This is a genomic window from Lentilactobacillus raoultii, assembly GCF_900411375.1.
In the GTDB taxonomy this organism is placed as follows: domain Bacteria; phylum Bacillota; class Bacilli; order Lactobacillales; family Lactobacillaceae; genus Lentilactobacillus; species Lentilactobacillus raoultii.
The window spans coordinates 172,983-189,652 of the sequence record NZ_LS422984.1; the positions used below are offsets into that span (position 1 = coordinate 172,983).

The window sequence follows — 16,670 nt, forward strand, 5'->3', positions numbered from 1 at the left end:
AGATAATGTTAGAATTATTTGAATACAATATTAGAAAGTGTAGGATAGTTTGATGCGAATTCTTTTTATTGGAGATGTAGTCGGAGATAAGGGTGTTTCAATGATTAAGACATACTTGCCTAAAATTAAGCAGGATGTAAAACCACAAGTTACAATTGTGAATGGTGAGAATGCGACTTCAATGGGTCGGGGCATTAGTTTAGCCATTTACAAGCAATTAATGGGGGCCGGTGTTGATGTCGTTACTTTGGGGAATCATGCTTGGAGTAACAACGAAATTTTGGAGTTTATTGACAAAACTAACCGGTTAATTCGGCCCTACAATTTTCCCAAGGATGTAACGCCGGGAAGGGGATATACGCTGGTTAACGTTAATGGCAAGCAGTTAGCAGTCTTGAATTTTCAAGGACGAGTATTCATGGATAATCTGGATGATCCCTTTTCATTAGCAGATGAGTTAATTAGTCGTCTTCATTCAACGACTAACTGTATTTTTATGGACTTTCACGCAGAAGCAACCAGTGAAAAGTTGGCAATGGCAAAGTATCTTGATGGTAAAATTTCTGCAGTTGTGGGAACCCATACGCACGTTCAAACAAATGATGCCCGGCTTCTTCCACAAAAAACGGCTTTTCTAACGGATGCCGGCATGACCGGTCCTGCTGATGGGATGCTTGGAATGAAACCGGATAGTGTAATCTCCAGATTTTTAAATCAACGGCCGGCACGCTTTCAAGTTTTAGAAACTGGACGTGGCATTCTCTCCGGCTGCGTGGTTGATATTGATAATCAAAGTGGCCATGCAACAGCTATCAAGACGATTCTTTATACAGATGATCAGTCCTTTGATTAACCCTCATTCAGTAAATTAAAAACAGTAACTTAAAAAACTAAAAAACGACAAAAAAGACGATCTTTAAGGAGCGTTAGAATTGGCAAAAAAAGAAGCAACACCAATGATGGTGCAGTATCAAAAAATTAAAGATCAATATCCGGATGCCTTTTTATTTTATCGATTGGGAGATTTTTACGAATTATTTAATGAAGATGCAATTAAAGGTTCCCAATTACTGGAATTGACACTCACTAACCGATCAAGAAATGCCGCTCACCCGGTTCCGATGTGTGGCGTTCCTCACAAAGCTGCTCAAAACTACATTGACATTTTGGTCGACCAAGGTTATAAAGTGGCAATTTGTGAGCAAATGGAAGATCCAAGATTAACGAAAGGGATGGTTAAACGAGAAGTCATTCAATTAGTCACACCAGGCACTCAAGTTGATGTTGGTAGTCAAAATGCGAAAACAAATAATTATCTGACGGCTGTTGTTTATGAAGCTGATCAACGGGCATTTGGATTTGCTTATGCAGATCTTTCCACTGGTGAACTAAAAGTTGCTAAACTGACTGATCAGGCTGAATTAGTTAATGAGTTAGTGTCATTACAAACAAAGGAAACAGTGGTTGACGGCCAACTGCCAGCTACCTATCAGGAAGTTATTAAAAAGTTGGGGATTTTAATTTCCCACCAGTCAGCATTACCGGTTAATGCGTCCGTTAGCTACCTTAGCCAGGACGTCGACAATGAGCTTCTCAAGCGCGTTGTTAAATTATTGCTGGATTATATTCAGACAACTCAAAAACGCAGCCTGCAGCATCTTAAGCGCGCTGTCGTGTACGAACCGTCCGATTTTCTGGAACTAGATCACAATTCACAGTATAATCTTGAATTAACCCGAAATATTCGGACTGGTAAAAAAAGCGGGACACTTCTATGGCTCTTGGATCAAACTAAAACAGCCATGGGTGGTCGAAAATTAAAACAGTGGATCGAGCGGCCATTGGTTAATCGTTCAAAAATTTTATCTCGTCATGATGCAGTGGAGGTTCTACTTGATCATTATTATGAACGTAGTCAATTGCAGGATGAGTTAATCAAGGTTTATGATTTGGAACGGTTAGCCGGAAGAATTGCATTTGGCAGTGTTAATGGGCGTGACTTAATTCAGTTAAAGACGTCCTTGCAACAAGTGCCAAAAGTTAAATACATTTTGGAACAAATTGCTGATGACAGCTTTGAAAAAATGTTAAAGAATCTGGTCCCACTGGATGATATTGTTGATGAAATTCAGCGTTCAATTGTTGACCAGCCACCGATTTCAGTAACCGATGGGGGCGTAATTAAGGATGGCTTTAACAAACAGCTTGATCAATATCGTGACGCTTCTAATAATGGCCAAAAATGGTTGACAGAATTGGAGGCTAAGGAGCGACGGGTAACCGGTATTAACAATTTAAAGGTTGGCTTTAACCACGTTTTCGGGTATTATATCGAGGTCACCAAGGTTAATTTAGATAAGGTGCCTGACAATCGATATCAACGAAAACAGACATTGGCGAATGCTGAACGTTTTTCAACCCCTGAATTGAAGGAAAAAGAAGCCTTGATTCTTGAAGCCCAAGAGCAAAGTAAAACGCTGGAATATAAATTATTTGTCCAAATTCGTGATCAAATCAAGAAATCAATCAAGCGGATTCAGGCGTTGGCTGACGCCATTGCAACGATTGATGTTCTTCAAAGCTTTGCCAGTGTTAGTGAAGAGTACCGATTTGTTCGACCTAAACTGGCAAAAGATCATCAAGTCGACGTTGTTGAAGGCCGCCATCCGGTCGTCGAAAAAGTACTTGGTCACCAGCAATACGTTCCCAATGACGTTAAAATGGGAAATGACACCAGCATTTTGTTGATTACAGGGCCCAACATGTCAGGTAAGAGTACTTACATGCGACAAATGGCGCTGAGTGTCATTATGAATCAAATGGGGTGTTTTATTCCTGCTAAGAAAGCCCAATTACCGATTTTCGATAAAATTTTTACCCGAATCGGAGCAGCTGATGATTTGATTTCCGGTCAGAGTACATTCATGGTGGAAATGAAGGAAGCAAATGATGCAATTGAAAACGCCACCCCAAACAGCTTAATTTTATTTGATGAAATTGGCAGAGGAACGGCGACTTATGACGGCATGGCTTTAGCACAGGCAATCATTGAATACGTGCATAATAACATTGGGGCAAAAACTTTATTTTCAACCCATTACCATGAGTTAACCAGTTTGGATAACTCATTAAAGCATTTGCAAAATGTTCATGTGGGAGCAACGGAGTCCAATGGCGAATTGGTATTTCTTCACAAGATTCAACCCGGTCCTGCTGATAAATCTTATGGAATTCACGTTGCCAAGCTGGCAGGATTACCAAATGGCGTGTTGAGTCGAGCGGCCCATATACTGTCCGGATTGGAAAAGAAGGCTAACCAAATGGCTGAAAAGCCGACATCAACATCCGAGCAGCCGGTCACCAAACACCATAGACCTAATCAGGAAGAACAAATTTCACTATTCCCACTAGAGCAGGTGGATGACAATCAAGCCGAAGTGGTTTCTCAATTAAGAAATCTGGATTTAATGTCTAAGACCCCGATGCAGATTATGAATCAGGTCTATAAATGGCAGCAGAAGATCAATAGGGAGTAAGGTGATCTAATTGGAGCAAATTCATAAACTACCAACCATTCTTGCAAATCAAATTTCAGCGGGCGAAGTTGTTGAACGACCGGCATCCGTTGTCAAGGAGCTGGTGGAAAATTCATTAGATGCACACAGTACAGAAATTGATGTGACAATTGAAAATTCAGGGTTGAAACTTATTAAGGTTGTTGATGATGGTGATGGTATCGAAAGCTCACAGGTGCAAACCGCTTTTTTGCGGCATGCAACCAGCAAAATTACCGAACAACGTGATCTTTTTCGAGTCCGAACACTAGGTTTTCGTGGTGAAGCATTACCGAGCATTAGTTCAGTTGCTAATGTGCTTTTAAAAACTTCAACCGGCTCAGTTGGCACGCAAGTTGAGTATAAGGGTGGTAAACTGGTTGCCCAAAAGGCGGCTGAGTCAAGAAAAGGGACGACGGTGATAGTCAGTTCACTATTTTACAATACGCCGGCCAGACTCAAGTATTTGAGCTCACCTAATACAGAGCTTTCTAAAATTTCCGATATTGTGAATCGATTGGCGCTTAGCCACCCAGAAGTTTCCTTTTCACTTGTCAGCAATGACCGTGAGTTGCTGAGGACTTCCGGAAGGGGTGACATGCTCCAAGTTTTGGGCGCAATTTACGGCGTTAAAACAGTTTCAAAAATGAAGCCAATCAAAGCCAAAACACCTGATATTTCAGTTAGTGGCTATGTCAGTTTACCGGAGTTAACCCGGTCGAGCCGAAACTATATTTCACTGATTTTAAATGGTCGTTATGTCCGTAACTTCCCATTGACTAAAGCCGTGATTAATGGATATGGGTCTAAATTGATGATTGGGCGGTTTCCGATTGCGGTGGTTAAAATCACGGTTGATCCGGCATTAGTTGATGTCAATGTCCATCCTACCAAACAGGAAGTTCGGATTAGTGAGGAACCCAAAATTGGTGGGATGCTTTCGGAGGCCATTCGGACCATGCTGGCAAATCAGCAATTAATCCCGGACGCCACCAGAGATTTAAAAAAATCGTTTAAGCCGACCACAATTGGATCTCATGATTCTGAGGCTATCGGAAACAGGTCACCAAAAACTAAACCGGTGCTTGCTGCCGATACGATTCCCCCGGTTTTAACCAAGCTTAAGCAACCTGAGGTAACACCAATTGTTGTAAAGACCCGTACCGATTTGGATAGCCCCCAAGTAGCAAAATTTGCTTCACTATTGTCTTCTGAAGCCTCTTCGGTACCAGTCTTTGATGAGCCCGGGTTTAATCTCACATCTAAGCAGCCTTTAATTAAGACTGATCAATCCGGCGACCAAATCGTTAAGCCCCATCAAGAAGAGTTGGTTCAGGAGACCGGCTTTCCGAAGCTTCAATATATTGGTCAAATTCATGGGACTTATTTAGTGGCCGAAACGCCTGATAATATGTATTTGGTTGATCAACACGCTGCTCAGGAAAGAATTAATTATGAATATTATCGACAGGCAATTGGAGAAGTTGGCCGCGATCAGCAGAACTTATTGGTCCCCATTGTGCTTGATTATTCAACTGCCGACTTTTTGTTAATCAGTGACAAATTGCCATTACTCGAAAAGCTTGGCATTCATTTGGAACCCTTTGGTCAGAACAGCTTTATTGTTAGAGAACACCCAATGTGGTTTAAGGCAGGACAGGAAGAATCGACAATTAAAGAAATGATTGACTGGCTTTTGTCAGATCACCGGATTTCAGTAGCTGCATTTAGAGAGAAAACGGCAATTATGATGAGCTGTAAACGTGCTATAAAAGCTAATCACCACTTGGATGAGCGACAAGCAAAGGCTTTACTCGAAAAGCTTCCTCACTGTGAAAATCCCTATAATTGTCCGCATGGTCGGCCAACCTTAGTGAAATTCAGTAATGAAGATATTGAAAAAATGTTCAAGCGGATTCAGGATCCTCACCATACTGATGAAGAACTTTTGTAAATTAATGGTCGAGGTTGTTGCCAACTTATGGTACAATTAATAAGCTCACAAACATACGTTTTAGTAAAGAGGAAAAAGCATGTACGAATTTATGGATGGTCAGATTGTTGAAATCACGCCTGCTTATGTGGTGATGTTGGTAAATGGCATCGGCTACTTGATTTATACAGCTAATCCATACCGGTTTGAAGTTGATCAACAAAAAACGGTTCGGGTATACATTTACCAATCTGTTAGTGATTCAGCGATCTTACTGTATGGATTTTATGAAGCAGACGAAAAAAAACTTTTTCAAAAATTAATTGCTGTTTCTGGCATCGGCCCGAAAAGTGCACTGGCAATTCTAGCCGGTGAGGATCGAAATGGACTGGTTTCAGCGATTAAGCAAAAGAATGTCAAATTTTTAACGAAGTTTCCAGGAGTCGGAAAAAAGACAGCCCAACAAATTATTCTGGATCTCCAAGGAAAAGTTGATGATCTGTCTTCAAATGGGGATCAGGCGAATATTCAAACCGCTTCGAATCAGACAGATCGTAATCTTCAAGACGCGTTAGCCGCTTTAAAAGCACTCGGTTATCCTGCCAAACAGGTGACGGGAATTCAGGCCGATCTTGCCAAGAAAACGGGATTAACAACGGATGAATATCTGAGCCTTGGACTTAAACTGCTAATGCATTAGGAGATGACGTTTTGGATAAGGATGATCGAATCGTGTCTCCGGAAAATGTTTCCGGAGATGAGCAAAACATTGAAAAAACGTTGCGTCCACAGTCATTAACTGATTATATAGGTCAAACGGATGTTAAAAATGAATTGCGGGTTTATATTAAGGCTGCCAAACAACGGGAGGAGTCCCTGGATCACGTCCTGCTTTACGGACCACCAGGACTTGGGAAAACCACGCTTGCAATGGTGATTGCCAATGAAATGGGTGTTAATATTAGAACCACTACCGGGCCGGCCATTGATAAGCCTGGTGATTTATTGTCATTGTTGAATGAACTGAACCCTGGTGATGTTTTATTTATTGATGAAATTCATCGATTGCCGAAAAATGTTGAAGAGATGTTATATTCAGCAATGGAAGATTTCTTTGTGGATATTATCATTGGTCAAGGATCAGGCGCTCATCCCGTTCATTTTCCATTGCCGCCCTTTACGTTAATCGGTGCAACAACTCAAGCTGGAATGCTTTCAGCACCATTAAGGGATCGATTTGGGATTGTTGAGCATATGAATTATTATCAAACTGTTGATTTGGAAGAAATTGTTCAACGGACAGCAGGTATTTTTCAAATTCCAATTTTAAAATCCGGTGCTCATGAAATTGCAATGAGATCTCGGGGCACACCGCGGGTCGCTAACCGGCTATTGAAACGGGTCCGTGATTTTGCTCAGGTTTTTGATAAGGATCAAATTGATCTAAAGATTGTCCAGTATGCTTTAAAAAAACTAAAAGTAGATGACCTGGGATTAGACGCGACTGACATTAAATTACTGCAAACAATGATTAACTATTATGATGGTGGTCCGGTTGGATTAAAAACATTAGCTGCTAACATTGGCGAAGAGACGGATACGATTGCAGAAATGTACGAACCATATCTGCTTCAAATTGGCTTGATCAGGCGAACCGCTCGGGGCAGAAAAGTAACCGCTAAGGGTTATCAGCACTTGCAATACCTATCAGGATCATAATGTTTGGAATGGAAGGAATAAAAAGTTGAAAACAAATTATACTTTAGAGGATTTTGACTATCAGTTACCTCACGAATTAATTGCACAGACACCGATTAAGGATCGGGATGAATCACGCTTACTGGTTTTGAACCGAAAAACTGGTGAAATGCAGGATCGCCGATTTTATAACATTATTGATTATCTAAATCCCGGGGATGCACTTGTTATGAATGATTCAAAAGTGATGCCCGCACGAATTTATGGGGTTAAAAAAGAGACTGGTGCTCATATTGAAGTTTTATTACTTCATAACATTGAAGGCGATCGGTGGGAAACACTGATGAAACCAGCTAAACGTGCCAAGGTAGGAACGGTAATTGACTTTGGCGAGGGACAATTACAGGCGGTTGTGACTAAAGAACTGGATCATGGTGGCCGGGAGATCGAATTTAAGTATAATGGCATTTTCATTGAAATCTTGGAACGGCTGGGTGAGACCCCACTGCCACCTTACATTAAGGCAAAGTTGGATGATCCTGATCGCTACCAAACAGTTTACGCAAAGGAAATGGGATCGGCTGCCGCACCGACTGCTGGTCTTCACTGGACTAAGGATCTACTTCAAAAAGTAGCTGATAAAGGTGTCCATCTGGTTTATCTTACGTTACACGTTGGTTTAGGTACTTTTCGCCCGGTTGAAGAAGACAATATCGAAGATCATAAAATGCATAGTGAATTCTACCGATTATCAGATGAAGCGGCCCAGACTTTAAATCAAGTTCGGCAAGCAGGTGGAAAAATTGTGGCAACTGGAACCACTTCTATTCGAACGCTGGAAACCGTGGGAACAAAATTTAACGGCGAGATTCATCCTGATTCCGGATGGACAGACATTTTCATTAAACCCGGTTATCATTGGAAAGTAGTGGATTCGTTTATTACCAACTTTCATTTGCCCAAATCAACGCTTGTAATGCTGGTGGCTTCTTTTACAGGCCGTGAAAATATTTTGAACGCTTATCAGCATGCGATTGCAGAAAAATACCGATTTTTTAGTTTCGGTGATGCAATGTATATCCATTAGGACTTTAGGAGGATTTTTATGCAACCAGCGATCAGCTATCGCTTGATTAAAAAGGAAAAACACACTGGAGCTCGATTGGGAGAAATTACGACTCCCCATGGCACGTTTAGGACACCAGTTTTTATGCCGGTTGGGACTCAAGCTACTGTAAAAACGTTAGCGCCTGAAGAGTTGGATAAGATGGGCGCCACTATTATTCTTGCTAATACTTATCATCTTTGGCTACGGCCGGGTGAGGACATTGTTAAGCAAGCGGGTGGACTCCACAAATTCATGAATTGGCATCATAGTATTTTAACGGATTCCGGTGGCTTTCAGGTCTTTTCATTGGCAAAGAATCGAGATATTTCTGAAAAGGGTGTGACTTTTAAAAACGAAATTAATGGTGATCGTATGTTTTTATCACCTGAGAAAGCGATTCAGATCGAGAATGATTTGGGACCGGATATCATGATGAGCTTGGATGAATGTCCACCGTTTTTTGAGACGTATGACTACGTGAAAAAATCCGTTGAAAGAACCACTCGTTGGGCAGAGAGAGGCCTAAAAGCGCATCAAAATCCTGATACCCAAGGACTCTTTGGGATTGTTCAAGGCGCCGGCTTTGAAGATCTGAGAAAGCAATCAGCTCAAGATTTGGTTAGCCTGGACTTTCCTGGTTATTCCATTGGTGGTTTATCAGTTGGGGAGTCAAAAGCTGAAATGAATCGAATTTTAGAAACGACCACGCCACTTTTACCGGAAAATAAACCGCGCTATTTAATGGGTGTAGGTGTAACTGATTCCTTGATCGATGGTGTTATTCGCGGCGTTGATATGTTTGATTGCGTTTTACCAACCAGAATTGCAAGAAATGGGACGGTAATGACTTCCCATGGCCGCTTAGTGGTTAAGAATGCTGAGTATGCCCGTGATTTTCGGCCTTTGGATGATCAATGCAATTGCTATACTTGTCGAAATTACTCACGAGCCTACATTCGCCATTTGATTAAAGCTGGTGAAACATTTGGGCTGCGTTTAGCCAGTTACCATAATTTATATTACTTGATTCATTTGATGAAACGGGTTCAACAGGCGATTCTCGATGACAGTTTATTGGACTTAAGGGCTGAAGTTTTTGAACAGTATGGTTATAATAAACCAAATGCTAAAAACTTTTAGCTATGGACGGTTGACAAGTTATTTGGTAAAGTATTGTTATAGAAGGTGTGGGTGAAAAATTTTGAACAACGGTTCTATTTATTCAATTTTAATGATTGTTGTTTTATTTGGGTTAATGTATTTTTTAATGATTCGACCACAAAGAAAACAACAGCAAAAGCGTCAGGAACAACTATCAAAGGTTAAACCAGGCGATCAGGTTGTGACAATTGGCCGGCTTCATGGTGTCATTGATGAGATTAATGAAGCTGACAAGACAGTGACGCTTGATTGTGATGGCATTTACCTGGTTTTTGATTTAAGCGCAATTGCACAAGTTAAGCAACCAGCTGTAGCAGCTTCTACGGCAACAAACGCGCCGACTACAGATACTTCTCAAAACCAGTCTGATACTAAGACTGATACCGAAGCACCTTCGGATCAGGCAAATCAAAAATCCGCTGAAAAGCCGGCAGATGATTCCAAAGCTGAAGATAAGTAAACTAGAAAAGGTTGGAAGCAGAACAGTGTTTTGTACCAACCGTTTTTTTCGGAAGCTTAAGAACATACGTTTAATGAGTGGCGGAGATGATAACGATGGCAGTAACTTCTCGAAAAATAATTCATGTCGATATGGATGCTTTTTATGCGTCAATTGAAGAACGGAAAGATCCAACATTAAAAACGCGCCCGTTGATTGTTGCTCGTGACCCCAAACAAACCGGTGGTAGAGGCGTTGTCACAACAGCAAACTATGTTGCCAGAAAATACGGAGTTCATTCGGCAATGAGCGTTCAAAAAGCACTTGAGTTATGTCCTCAAGCTACTTTTCGCTTTTCAGGTTTTAAGCTTTACCGAGCGGTTTCAGAGCAGATTCATCAAATCTTTCACGAATATACGGAGATGGTTGAGTACGTGGCACTGGATGAAGCCTACCTTGATGTGACACATAATAAACGTCATTTAGATGATGCCATTCAGGTTGGTCGGATGATTCAATCTGAGATTTTAAGAAAAACCAGTTTGACTTGTTCCGTAGGCGTTTCTTATAATAAATTTTTAGCTAAAGAAGCCTCTGATTATGCGAAGCCGTTTGGGATAACTGTCATTTCACCCAAGGATGCTTTAGAATTTTTAAAAAGGCTCCCCATCGAAAAATTTAGAGGGGTTGGTAAAAAAACGGTTCCTAAGATGCATTTGCTTGGGATTAAGAATGGTGCTGATTTGTTAACCTGGTCCCAGATGGATTTAATCAAACAGTTTGGTAAATTTGGCTACGTGCTTTATCAGCGGGCCCGTGGGGTTGATCATCGGCCGGTTGAGTACCAACGGATTCGAAAATCTATTGGTAAAGAGCGGACATTTGGACCTGAAATTGAGACGCAGGATCAGGTTGATGATCACTTGATGCGCATTGCGGAGTTGGTTACTTCAGAAATGGCTAAAAAGAAGAAACATGGAAAAACATTGGTGTTGAAAATTCGCTACAAAGATTTTTCAACATTTACCAAACGGGTCACCTTTGACAATTACATTAAAAACGATGCCAACGAGTATTTTTCATTAGCAAGTGATTTATTGACTGAAATGCCGGATATCACATCTGGGGTTCGACTATTAGGAATTACGTTAACCAATTTGGCGGATCTGAACTATGAAAATATTGTGTTAGATTTATTTAACAGGTGAAACTATTTTAAGCAGAATGTTTATCTAATTAGTTATTTAGTGTATACTAAAGTGTTCCAAAGATGATATTATAAATAGTTTAGTCACCGTTAGCGTTGGGATGGACAGTCAAGTCTTCGCTAAATAATTTGAGAGTGGTGACACATTCGAATATCAAATAAGTTTATAAGAGGTAATTTAGAATGTCCGTTCAAGAACAAATTTTAGATCAAATTAAGCAACATAAAAGAATCATTATTCACCGACACAAGCGGCCGGATCCTGATGCAATTGGATCACAACTTGGCTTGGCAGAAATGATTAAAGCTTCTTTCCCAGATAAGCAAGTCTTGTGTGCCGGAAAAAATTTTCCAGGTTTTAAATGGCTGGGAATGGCGGATGAAATTAAGGATGATCAATATCAAGGAGCACTCGTGATTGTCGTTGATACGGCTAATCAACCCCGAGTTGACGATGATCGTTACACAAAGGGCGCTGCTTTGGTCAAAATTGATCATCACCCAAATGATGATCAATTTGGTGATTTGATGTGGGTTGTCCCGGAAGCTTCCAGTACATCCGAGTTGGTTTTTGATTTCTTTAAAAAATTCCAATCAGAGTTGACGCTTTCTGATGAAGGTGCTCGATTATTATACGCGGGAATTGTTGGTGATACTGGTCGATTTATGTATCCATCAACTTCCTCACACACATTTGAAGTAGCAGCTCAACTAACCCAGTATCATTTTTCCGCTAGTGACGTTAACCAGGCTGAGGATGAAATCGATTTACCGCTGGCCCGCTTATCAGCCTATACTTATGAAAATCTTAAGATACTAGCTAGTGGCGCTGCTTATCTGATCTTGTCCAACGAGGTTTTACAGCCCTTTGGTTTAGGGGATGAAAGCACCTCTTCCATTGTGCCGCTACCGGGTCGACTTAAGGAAGTTCTGTCTTGGGCTATTTTTGTCCAACAAAAAGAGGGCAATTACCGAATTAGGTTACGGTCAAAGGGGCCGGAAATTAACGAACTTGCCAAAAGATACGGCGGAGGTGGCCATCCCCTGGCAAGTGGAGCGGTTGTTGAAAATGATGACCAGATTAAAACCTTCATCCATGACTTAGATGAGTTGGTTCGAAAAAGTAAATAGGAGAATTTATGACACAGTTTTCAGAATTTAATTTAAAGCCGTATATTCTAAATGCACTGGCTGACTTGAAATTTAGCCAGCCAACACCCGTTCAGGAAAAATTGATTCCAATTATTTTGCAGCATCGAGACGTTGTGGGCCAATCCGCAACGGGGAGTGGGAAAACCCACGCCTTTTTGCTGCCGATCTTTAATGAATTGGATCCAGACCTTAATGAAGTTCAAGCAGTTATTACAACACCCAGTCGGGAGCTGGCCTATCAAATTATTGATGCGGCTAAACAGATTGCCAAATTTAGTCCTAAACCAATTTCAATTGGGGGCTATGTGGGGGGCACAGACAAGAAACGTCAAGAGGCACATCTGAAAAGAGAACAACCTCAACTGATCGTTGGGACACCTGGTCGGGTTTGGGATCTTATCTCTAATGGCGGCCTTGATGTGCATACAGCTTCTAAATTGGTGATCGACGAAGCTGATATGACATTGGACATGGGCTTCTTGGATGTTGTTGACCATATTGCGGCCAGTTTTGGTCAACATGTCCAGATGTTGGTCTTTTCAGCTACAATTCCGCAAAAATTAACTGTCTTTTTAAAAAAATATATGGATCAACCCGTTATAGAAGAAATCCCGGTTTCTTCAATTATCAGTCCAACAATTGATAATTGGTTGATTTCAACCAAGGGTCAAGATAAAAATCAGCTTATTTATAAGTTATTAACTATCGGTGAGCCCTATTTAGTTTTGATTTTTGCTAACACTCGAAAACGCGTTGAAGAATTGACAGACTATTTGCGGGGTCAGGGATTAAAGGTTGCGATGATTCATGGTGGTGTCAAGCCTCGTGAGCGAAAACAAGTCATGAAACGGGTTAAGAATTTAGAGTTTCAATTTGTGGTTGCCACAGACTTGGCTGCAAGAGGAATTGACATTGAGGGTGTTTCACACGTCATCAATGATGATATTCCAACTGAAGATCTTGAATTTTTTATTCATCGGGTTGGTCGGACAGGCCGAAACGGAATGCCCGGAACCTCCATTACGTTGTATTCGCCGGATGAAGAAAAAGAAGTTGAAGAGCTTGAGGAAATGGGAATTCATTTCAAGCCTAAAGCATTAAAAGACCATTCAATTATTGATACTTACGATCGAAGGCGACGCCAAACTCACCATAAGAAACGAGAAAAGCTTGATCCAACAATGATTGGTTTAATTAAGAAAAAGAAGAAAAAAGTTAAACCAGGATATAAACGCCAAATCAAAATGTCAATTGCCCGCAAAGAGGAGATGGATCGGCGAGTATCAAAACGTGAACAGGCCAAAACAAAGCGTAAACATCGTAAACAAAGTTCTAAGCGTTATAAGTAAAGGTTGTCGCAGTAATTTACGGTATCTGAGTAACTGAAACAGCAATTTAAAATTAATCATCTGTGTTTAGCCGAATAAGATGATCGTCATTCACTCAGAATTTTGCTTAATTTTGAATAAAGGTAATTGACATCAATTTCTCAAAAAAGTATACTTTGAATGTCTTAAGAATATGTTAGGTCGAATTATTTTTCAGAAACGTTTTGGGTGATGTGAAAAGCGATTTAATCGATCTGATGCTCTCTTAACGAAATGATAACTAAACACAAGCTCTATTTAGAGATAAAAAGTGGTTACGATTAAACATCGTTGCAATCAGAGTGGTACCGCGTCAACCGGCGTCTCTGTTAGCAACGGTGTTTTATTTTGGTTAAAGAGGAGATATTGGTAATGAAGAATTTAAGCAGTGGTCAAGTTAGACAAATGTTTTTAGATTTTTTCCAAGAAAAGGGACACACGATTGAACCAAGTGCTTCTTTAATTCCGGTGGATGATCCTACTTTACTCTGGATTAATTCCGGAGTTGCTACCATGAAAAAATATTTTGATGGCTCGGTTGTTCCAAAGAACCCACGAATGACAAGTTCACAAAAAAGTATTCGGACAAATGATATTGAAAATGTCGGGAAAACCCCTCGTCATCATACCTTGTTTGAGATGCTTGGGAATTTTTCAGTAGGTGACTACTTTAAAAAAGAGGCCATTACATGGGCATTCGAGTTATTAACGTCACCCAAGTGGTTTGGTTGGGATAAGGATAAACTGTATATGACCGTTTATCCAAAAGATACTGATGCTAAGAAATATTGGGAAGCAGTTGGTGTTTCGCCGGACCACATTATTGAAATAGAAGATAATTTCTGGGATATTGGTCAGGGGCCTTCTGGACCTGACTCGGAGATTTTTTATGATCGTGGTGCCGACTTTGATGAACTGGCACCCGACGATCCAGAAAACTATCCTGGCGGGGAAAATGATCGATGGCTAGAAGTTTGGAATATTGTGTTCTCACAGTTTAATCATACCCCGCAGGATACTTACGAACCGCTTCCACGTAAAAACATTGATACTGGGATGGGATTAGAACGCGTTGTTTCAATCTTTCAACATGCACGGACTAATTTTGAGACCGATTTGTTTTTGCCGATGATTAGGAAGACGGAAACTTTTAGTGACCATAAAAAATACGGTGTTAATAAGCAGGATGACGTTGCTTTTAGAATTATTGCCGACCATGCGCGGGCTATTACGGTTGCCATTGGTGATGGTGCATTACCGTCCAATGTTGGTCGAGGATATGTCATTCGACGATTAATTCGGCGGGCAATTGTTAATGGTCGTCGATTAGGCATTCAATCATCATTTCTGTATAAATTAGCCCCGGTTGTAGGCGAAACGTTGAAGTCTTATTACCCAGAGGTTCTTGAGCAGCATGACTATATTGAAAAAGTAATTCATTCTGAAGAGGATCGGTTTAACGAAACCTTAGCAGATGGCTTAAAATTACTGCATGAGGTAATTGATGACGCTAAAACACAACAGAAAGCCCAAATTGACGGCCCAACTGCGTTTAAATTGTATGATACCTATGGGTTCCCATATGAGTTAACCAAAGAAGAAGCAGCTGATGCAGGACTTGGTGTTGACAGACATGGTTTTGAAGTAGAAATGCAGAAACAAAAACAGCGGGCTCGTGATGCTAGAAGTGGCGCGAAATCAATGGGCATTCAGCGTGATCTACTGGTAAAGGTTAAAGATGATAGCCAATATGTCGGTTATGACACATTAGATGTTCAGGATGCGAAATTACTTGAAATTGTTGAAAACGAAAAATTGGTTGATCATTCTAGGGAAGATAGTGTTGAACTGATTTTTGATAAGACACCGTTTTATGCAGAAATGGGTGGCCAAGTTGCAGATCGCGGCGTGATCCTCGATGAAAATGGGGATAAAGTCGCTGATGTCATTGATGTGCAGCATGCACCAAATGGCCAGAACCTTCATACTGTCAAAACGCAGGAATCACTTATCAAGGGTCAGACTTATCATTTAGTTGTGGATCGGCTCTTCCATAGTCGGGTTGAAAAAAATCATACAGCGACTCATTTGCTTGACCAATCATTAAGAAACGTTTTGGGTGGCCATACGCAGCAAGCGGGATCACTGGTTGAACCTGATTATCTAAGATTTGATTTTAATCACTTTGGTCAGGTTACAGATGAAGATTTGCAGAAAGTGGAACGACTGGTTAATAAGCAGATCTTTAAAGAAATTGATGTTAAGACGGTTGTTACCGATCCTAAAACGGGTAAAAAAATGGGTGCGATTGCCTTATTTAGTGAAAAATACGGCGATAAGGTCCGAGTTGTCAGCATTGGTGATTTTTCCGTTGAATTCTGTGGTGGGACCCACGTTGCTAATACACGCGATATCGGGTTATTTAAAATTGTTTCCGAATCCGGTGTTGGTGCCGGTGTCCGTCGAATTGAAGCGGTAACATCACGTGATGCATTCAAACTGCTAAATAATGAGGCCGAGGAATTAAAACATATTTCTCATGATTTGAAAGTGACACAATTGAAGGATGTGCCAACTAGAATTGATCAGCTTCAAGAAGAAATTAAGAATTTAAAAACCAAACAGGCTTCTCTAGAGGCAAAATTAGCTGGCCAACAGGCTGAATCTGTCTTCAATCATAAGCAACAGGTTGGTCACACCACTATCATTACTGGCATTATTAAAGATGCAGGGATGGAGCAACTCAGGCAGTTAGCAGACACGTGGCGTGATAAGGGATTGTCTGATGTATTGGTTTTGGGAACCGGAAGTGGCCAAAAAGCTAATCTGGTTGTTGCGGTTACCAATGACAAGATTAAAGCAGGCGTTAAAGCAGGTGATTTAATTAAATCAATTGCTTCGAATATCAAAGGTGGCGGCGGTGGTCGTCCAAATATGGCTCAAGCGGGTGGAAAAGATCCTTCTGGATTGGATAAAGCAATGAAGGCGGCTGTGGAATGGTTGGCTAATCGATAATTATTACACCAGCATTACATGTCGGTTACATTCGTT

Annotated in this window: 12 protein-coding genes; all 12 read left to right on the top strand. The window is 40.8% G+C overall.

The features are described 5' to 3' along the window. Positions 1–52 precede the first annotated feature (52 nt). The 12 genes from ED605_RS02415 (at position 53) to alaS (ending at position 16,634) form a co-directional block, all read left to right on the top strand. Entirely contained in the window at positions 53–853 is an 801-nt protein-coding gene (locus ED605_RS02415) for a TIGR00282 family metallophosphoesterase (protein ID WP_121977328.1), read from the top strand. A 79-nt stretch (positions 854–932) separates the two neighbouring features. After that, positions 933–3,536 carry a DNA mismatch repair protein MutS gene (gene mutS, locus ED605_RS02420; RefSeq protein WP_370824332.1) on the top strand — a complete coding sequence of 868 codons (2,604 nt, stop codon included), beginning with the start codon at positions 933–935 and terminating at the stop codon, positions 3,534–3,536. Between the two features lie 10 nt (positions 3,537–3,546). Beyond that, complete coding sequence (mutL, locus tag ED605_RS02425) at positions 3,547–5,508, top strand: DNA mismatch repair endonuclease MutL (protein WP_121977329.1); 1,962 nt, start codon at positions 3,547–3,549, stop codon at positions 5,506–5,508. 79 nt (positions 5,509–5,587) lie between these two features. Beyond that, positions 5,588–6,187 carry a Holliday junction branch migration protein RuvA gene (gene ruvA / locus ED605_RS02430; protein ID WP_121977330.1) on the top strand — a complete coding sequence of 200 codons (600 nt, stop codon included), beginning with the start codon at positions 5,588–5,590 and terminating at the stop codon, positions 6,185–6,187. Positions 6,188–6,198: 11 nt separating this feature from the next. Further along, a complete protein-coding gene (ruvB, locus tag ED605_RS02435) occupies positions 6,199–7,206 on the top strand; it encodes a Holliday junction branch migration DNA helicase RuvB (RefSeq protein WP_121977331.1) in 1,008 nt (335 codons plus the stop codon). Positions 7,207–7,231: 25 nt separating this feature from the next. Beyond that, positions 7,232–8,272, top strand: a complete 1,041-nt coding sequence (gene queA, locus ED605_RS02440; RefSeq protein WP_121977332.1) for a tRNA preQ1(34) S-adenosylmethionine ribosyltransferase-isomerase QueA — start codon at positions 7,232–7,234, stop codon at positions 8,270–8,272. A gap of 18 nt (positions 8,273–8,290) precedes the next feature. Continuing rightward, complete coding sequence (gene tgt, locus ED605_RS02445) at positions 8,291–9,433, top strand: tRNA guanosine(34) transglycosylase Tgt (protein ID WP_121977333.1); 1,143 nt, start codon at positions 8,291–8,293, stop codon at positions 9,431–9,433. A gap of 91 nt (positions 9,434–9,524) precedes the next feature. Next, on the top strand, positions 9,525–9,914 hold the full coding sequence (yajC, locus tag ED605_RS02450) for a preprotein translocase subunit YajC (protein WP_121977842.1): 390 nt from the start codon (positions 9,525–9,527) through the stop codon (positions 9,912–9,914). 95 nt (positions 9,915–10,009) lie between these two features. Beyond that, a complete protein-coding gene (dinB, locus tag ED605_RS02455) occupies positions 10,010–11,101 on the top strand; it encodes a DNA polymerase IV (protein WP_121977334.1) in 1,092 nt (363 codons plus the stop codon). Positions 11,102–11,283: 182 nt separating this feature from the next. Then, the gene (locus tag ED605_RS02460) at positions 11,284–12,231 is read left to right on the top strand and encodes a DHH family phosphoesterase (RefSeq protein WP_121977335.1); all 948 of its coding nucleotides are present in this window, start codon (positions 11,284–11,286) and stop codon (positions 12,229–12,231) included. Between the two features lie 8 nt (positions 12,232–12,239). Then, entirely contained in the window at positions 12,240–13,601 is a 1,362-nt protein-coding gene (locus ED605_RS02465; RefSeq protein WP_121977336.1) for a DEAD/DEAH box helicase, read from the top strand. A gap of 390 nt (positions 13,602–13,991) precedes the next feature. Continuing rightward, positions 13,992–16,634 (top strand): alanine--tRNA ligase, encoded by a 2,643-nt coding sequence (alaS, locus tag ED605_RS02470; protein WP_121977337.1) that lies wholly within the window; start codon positions 13,992–13,994, stop codon positions 16,632–16,634. Positions 16,635–16,670: the final 36 nt, after the last annotated feature.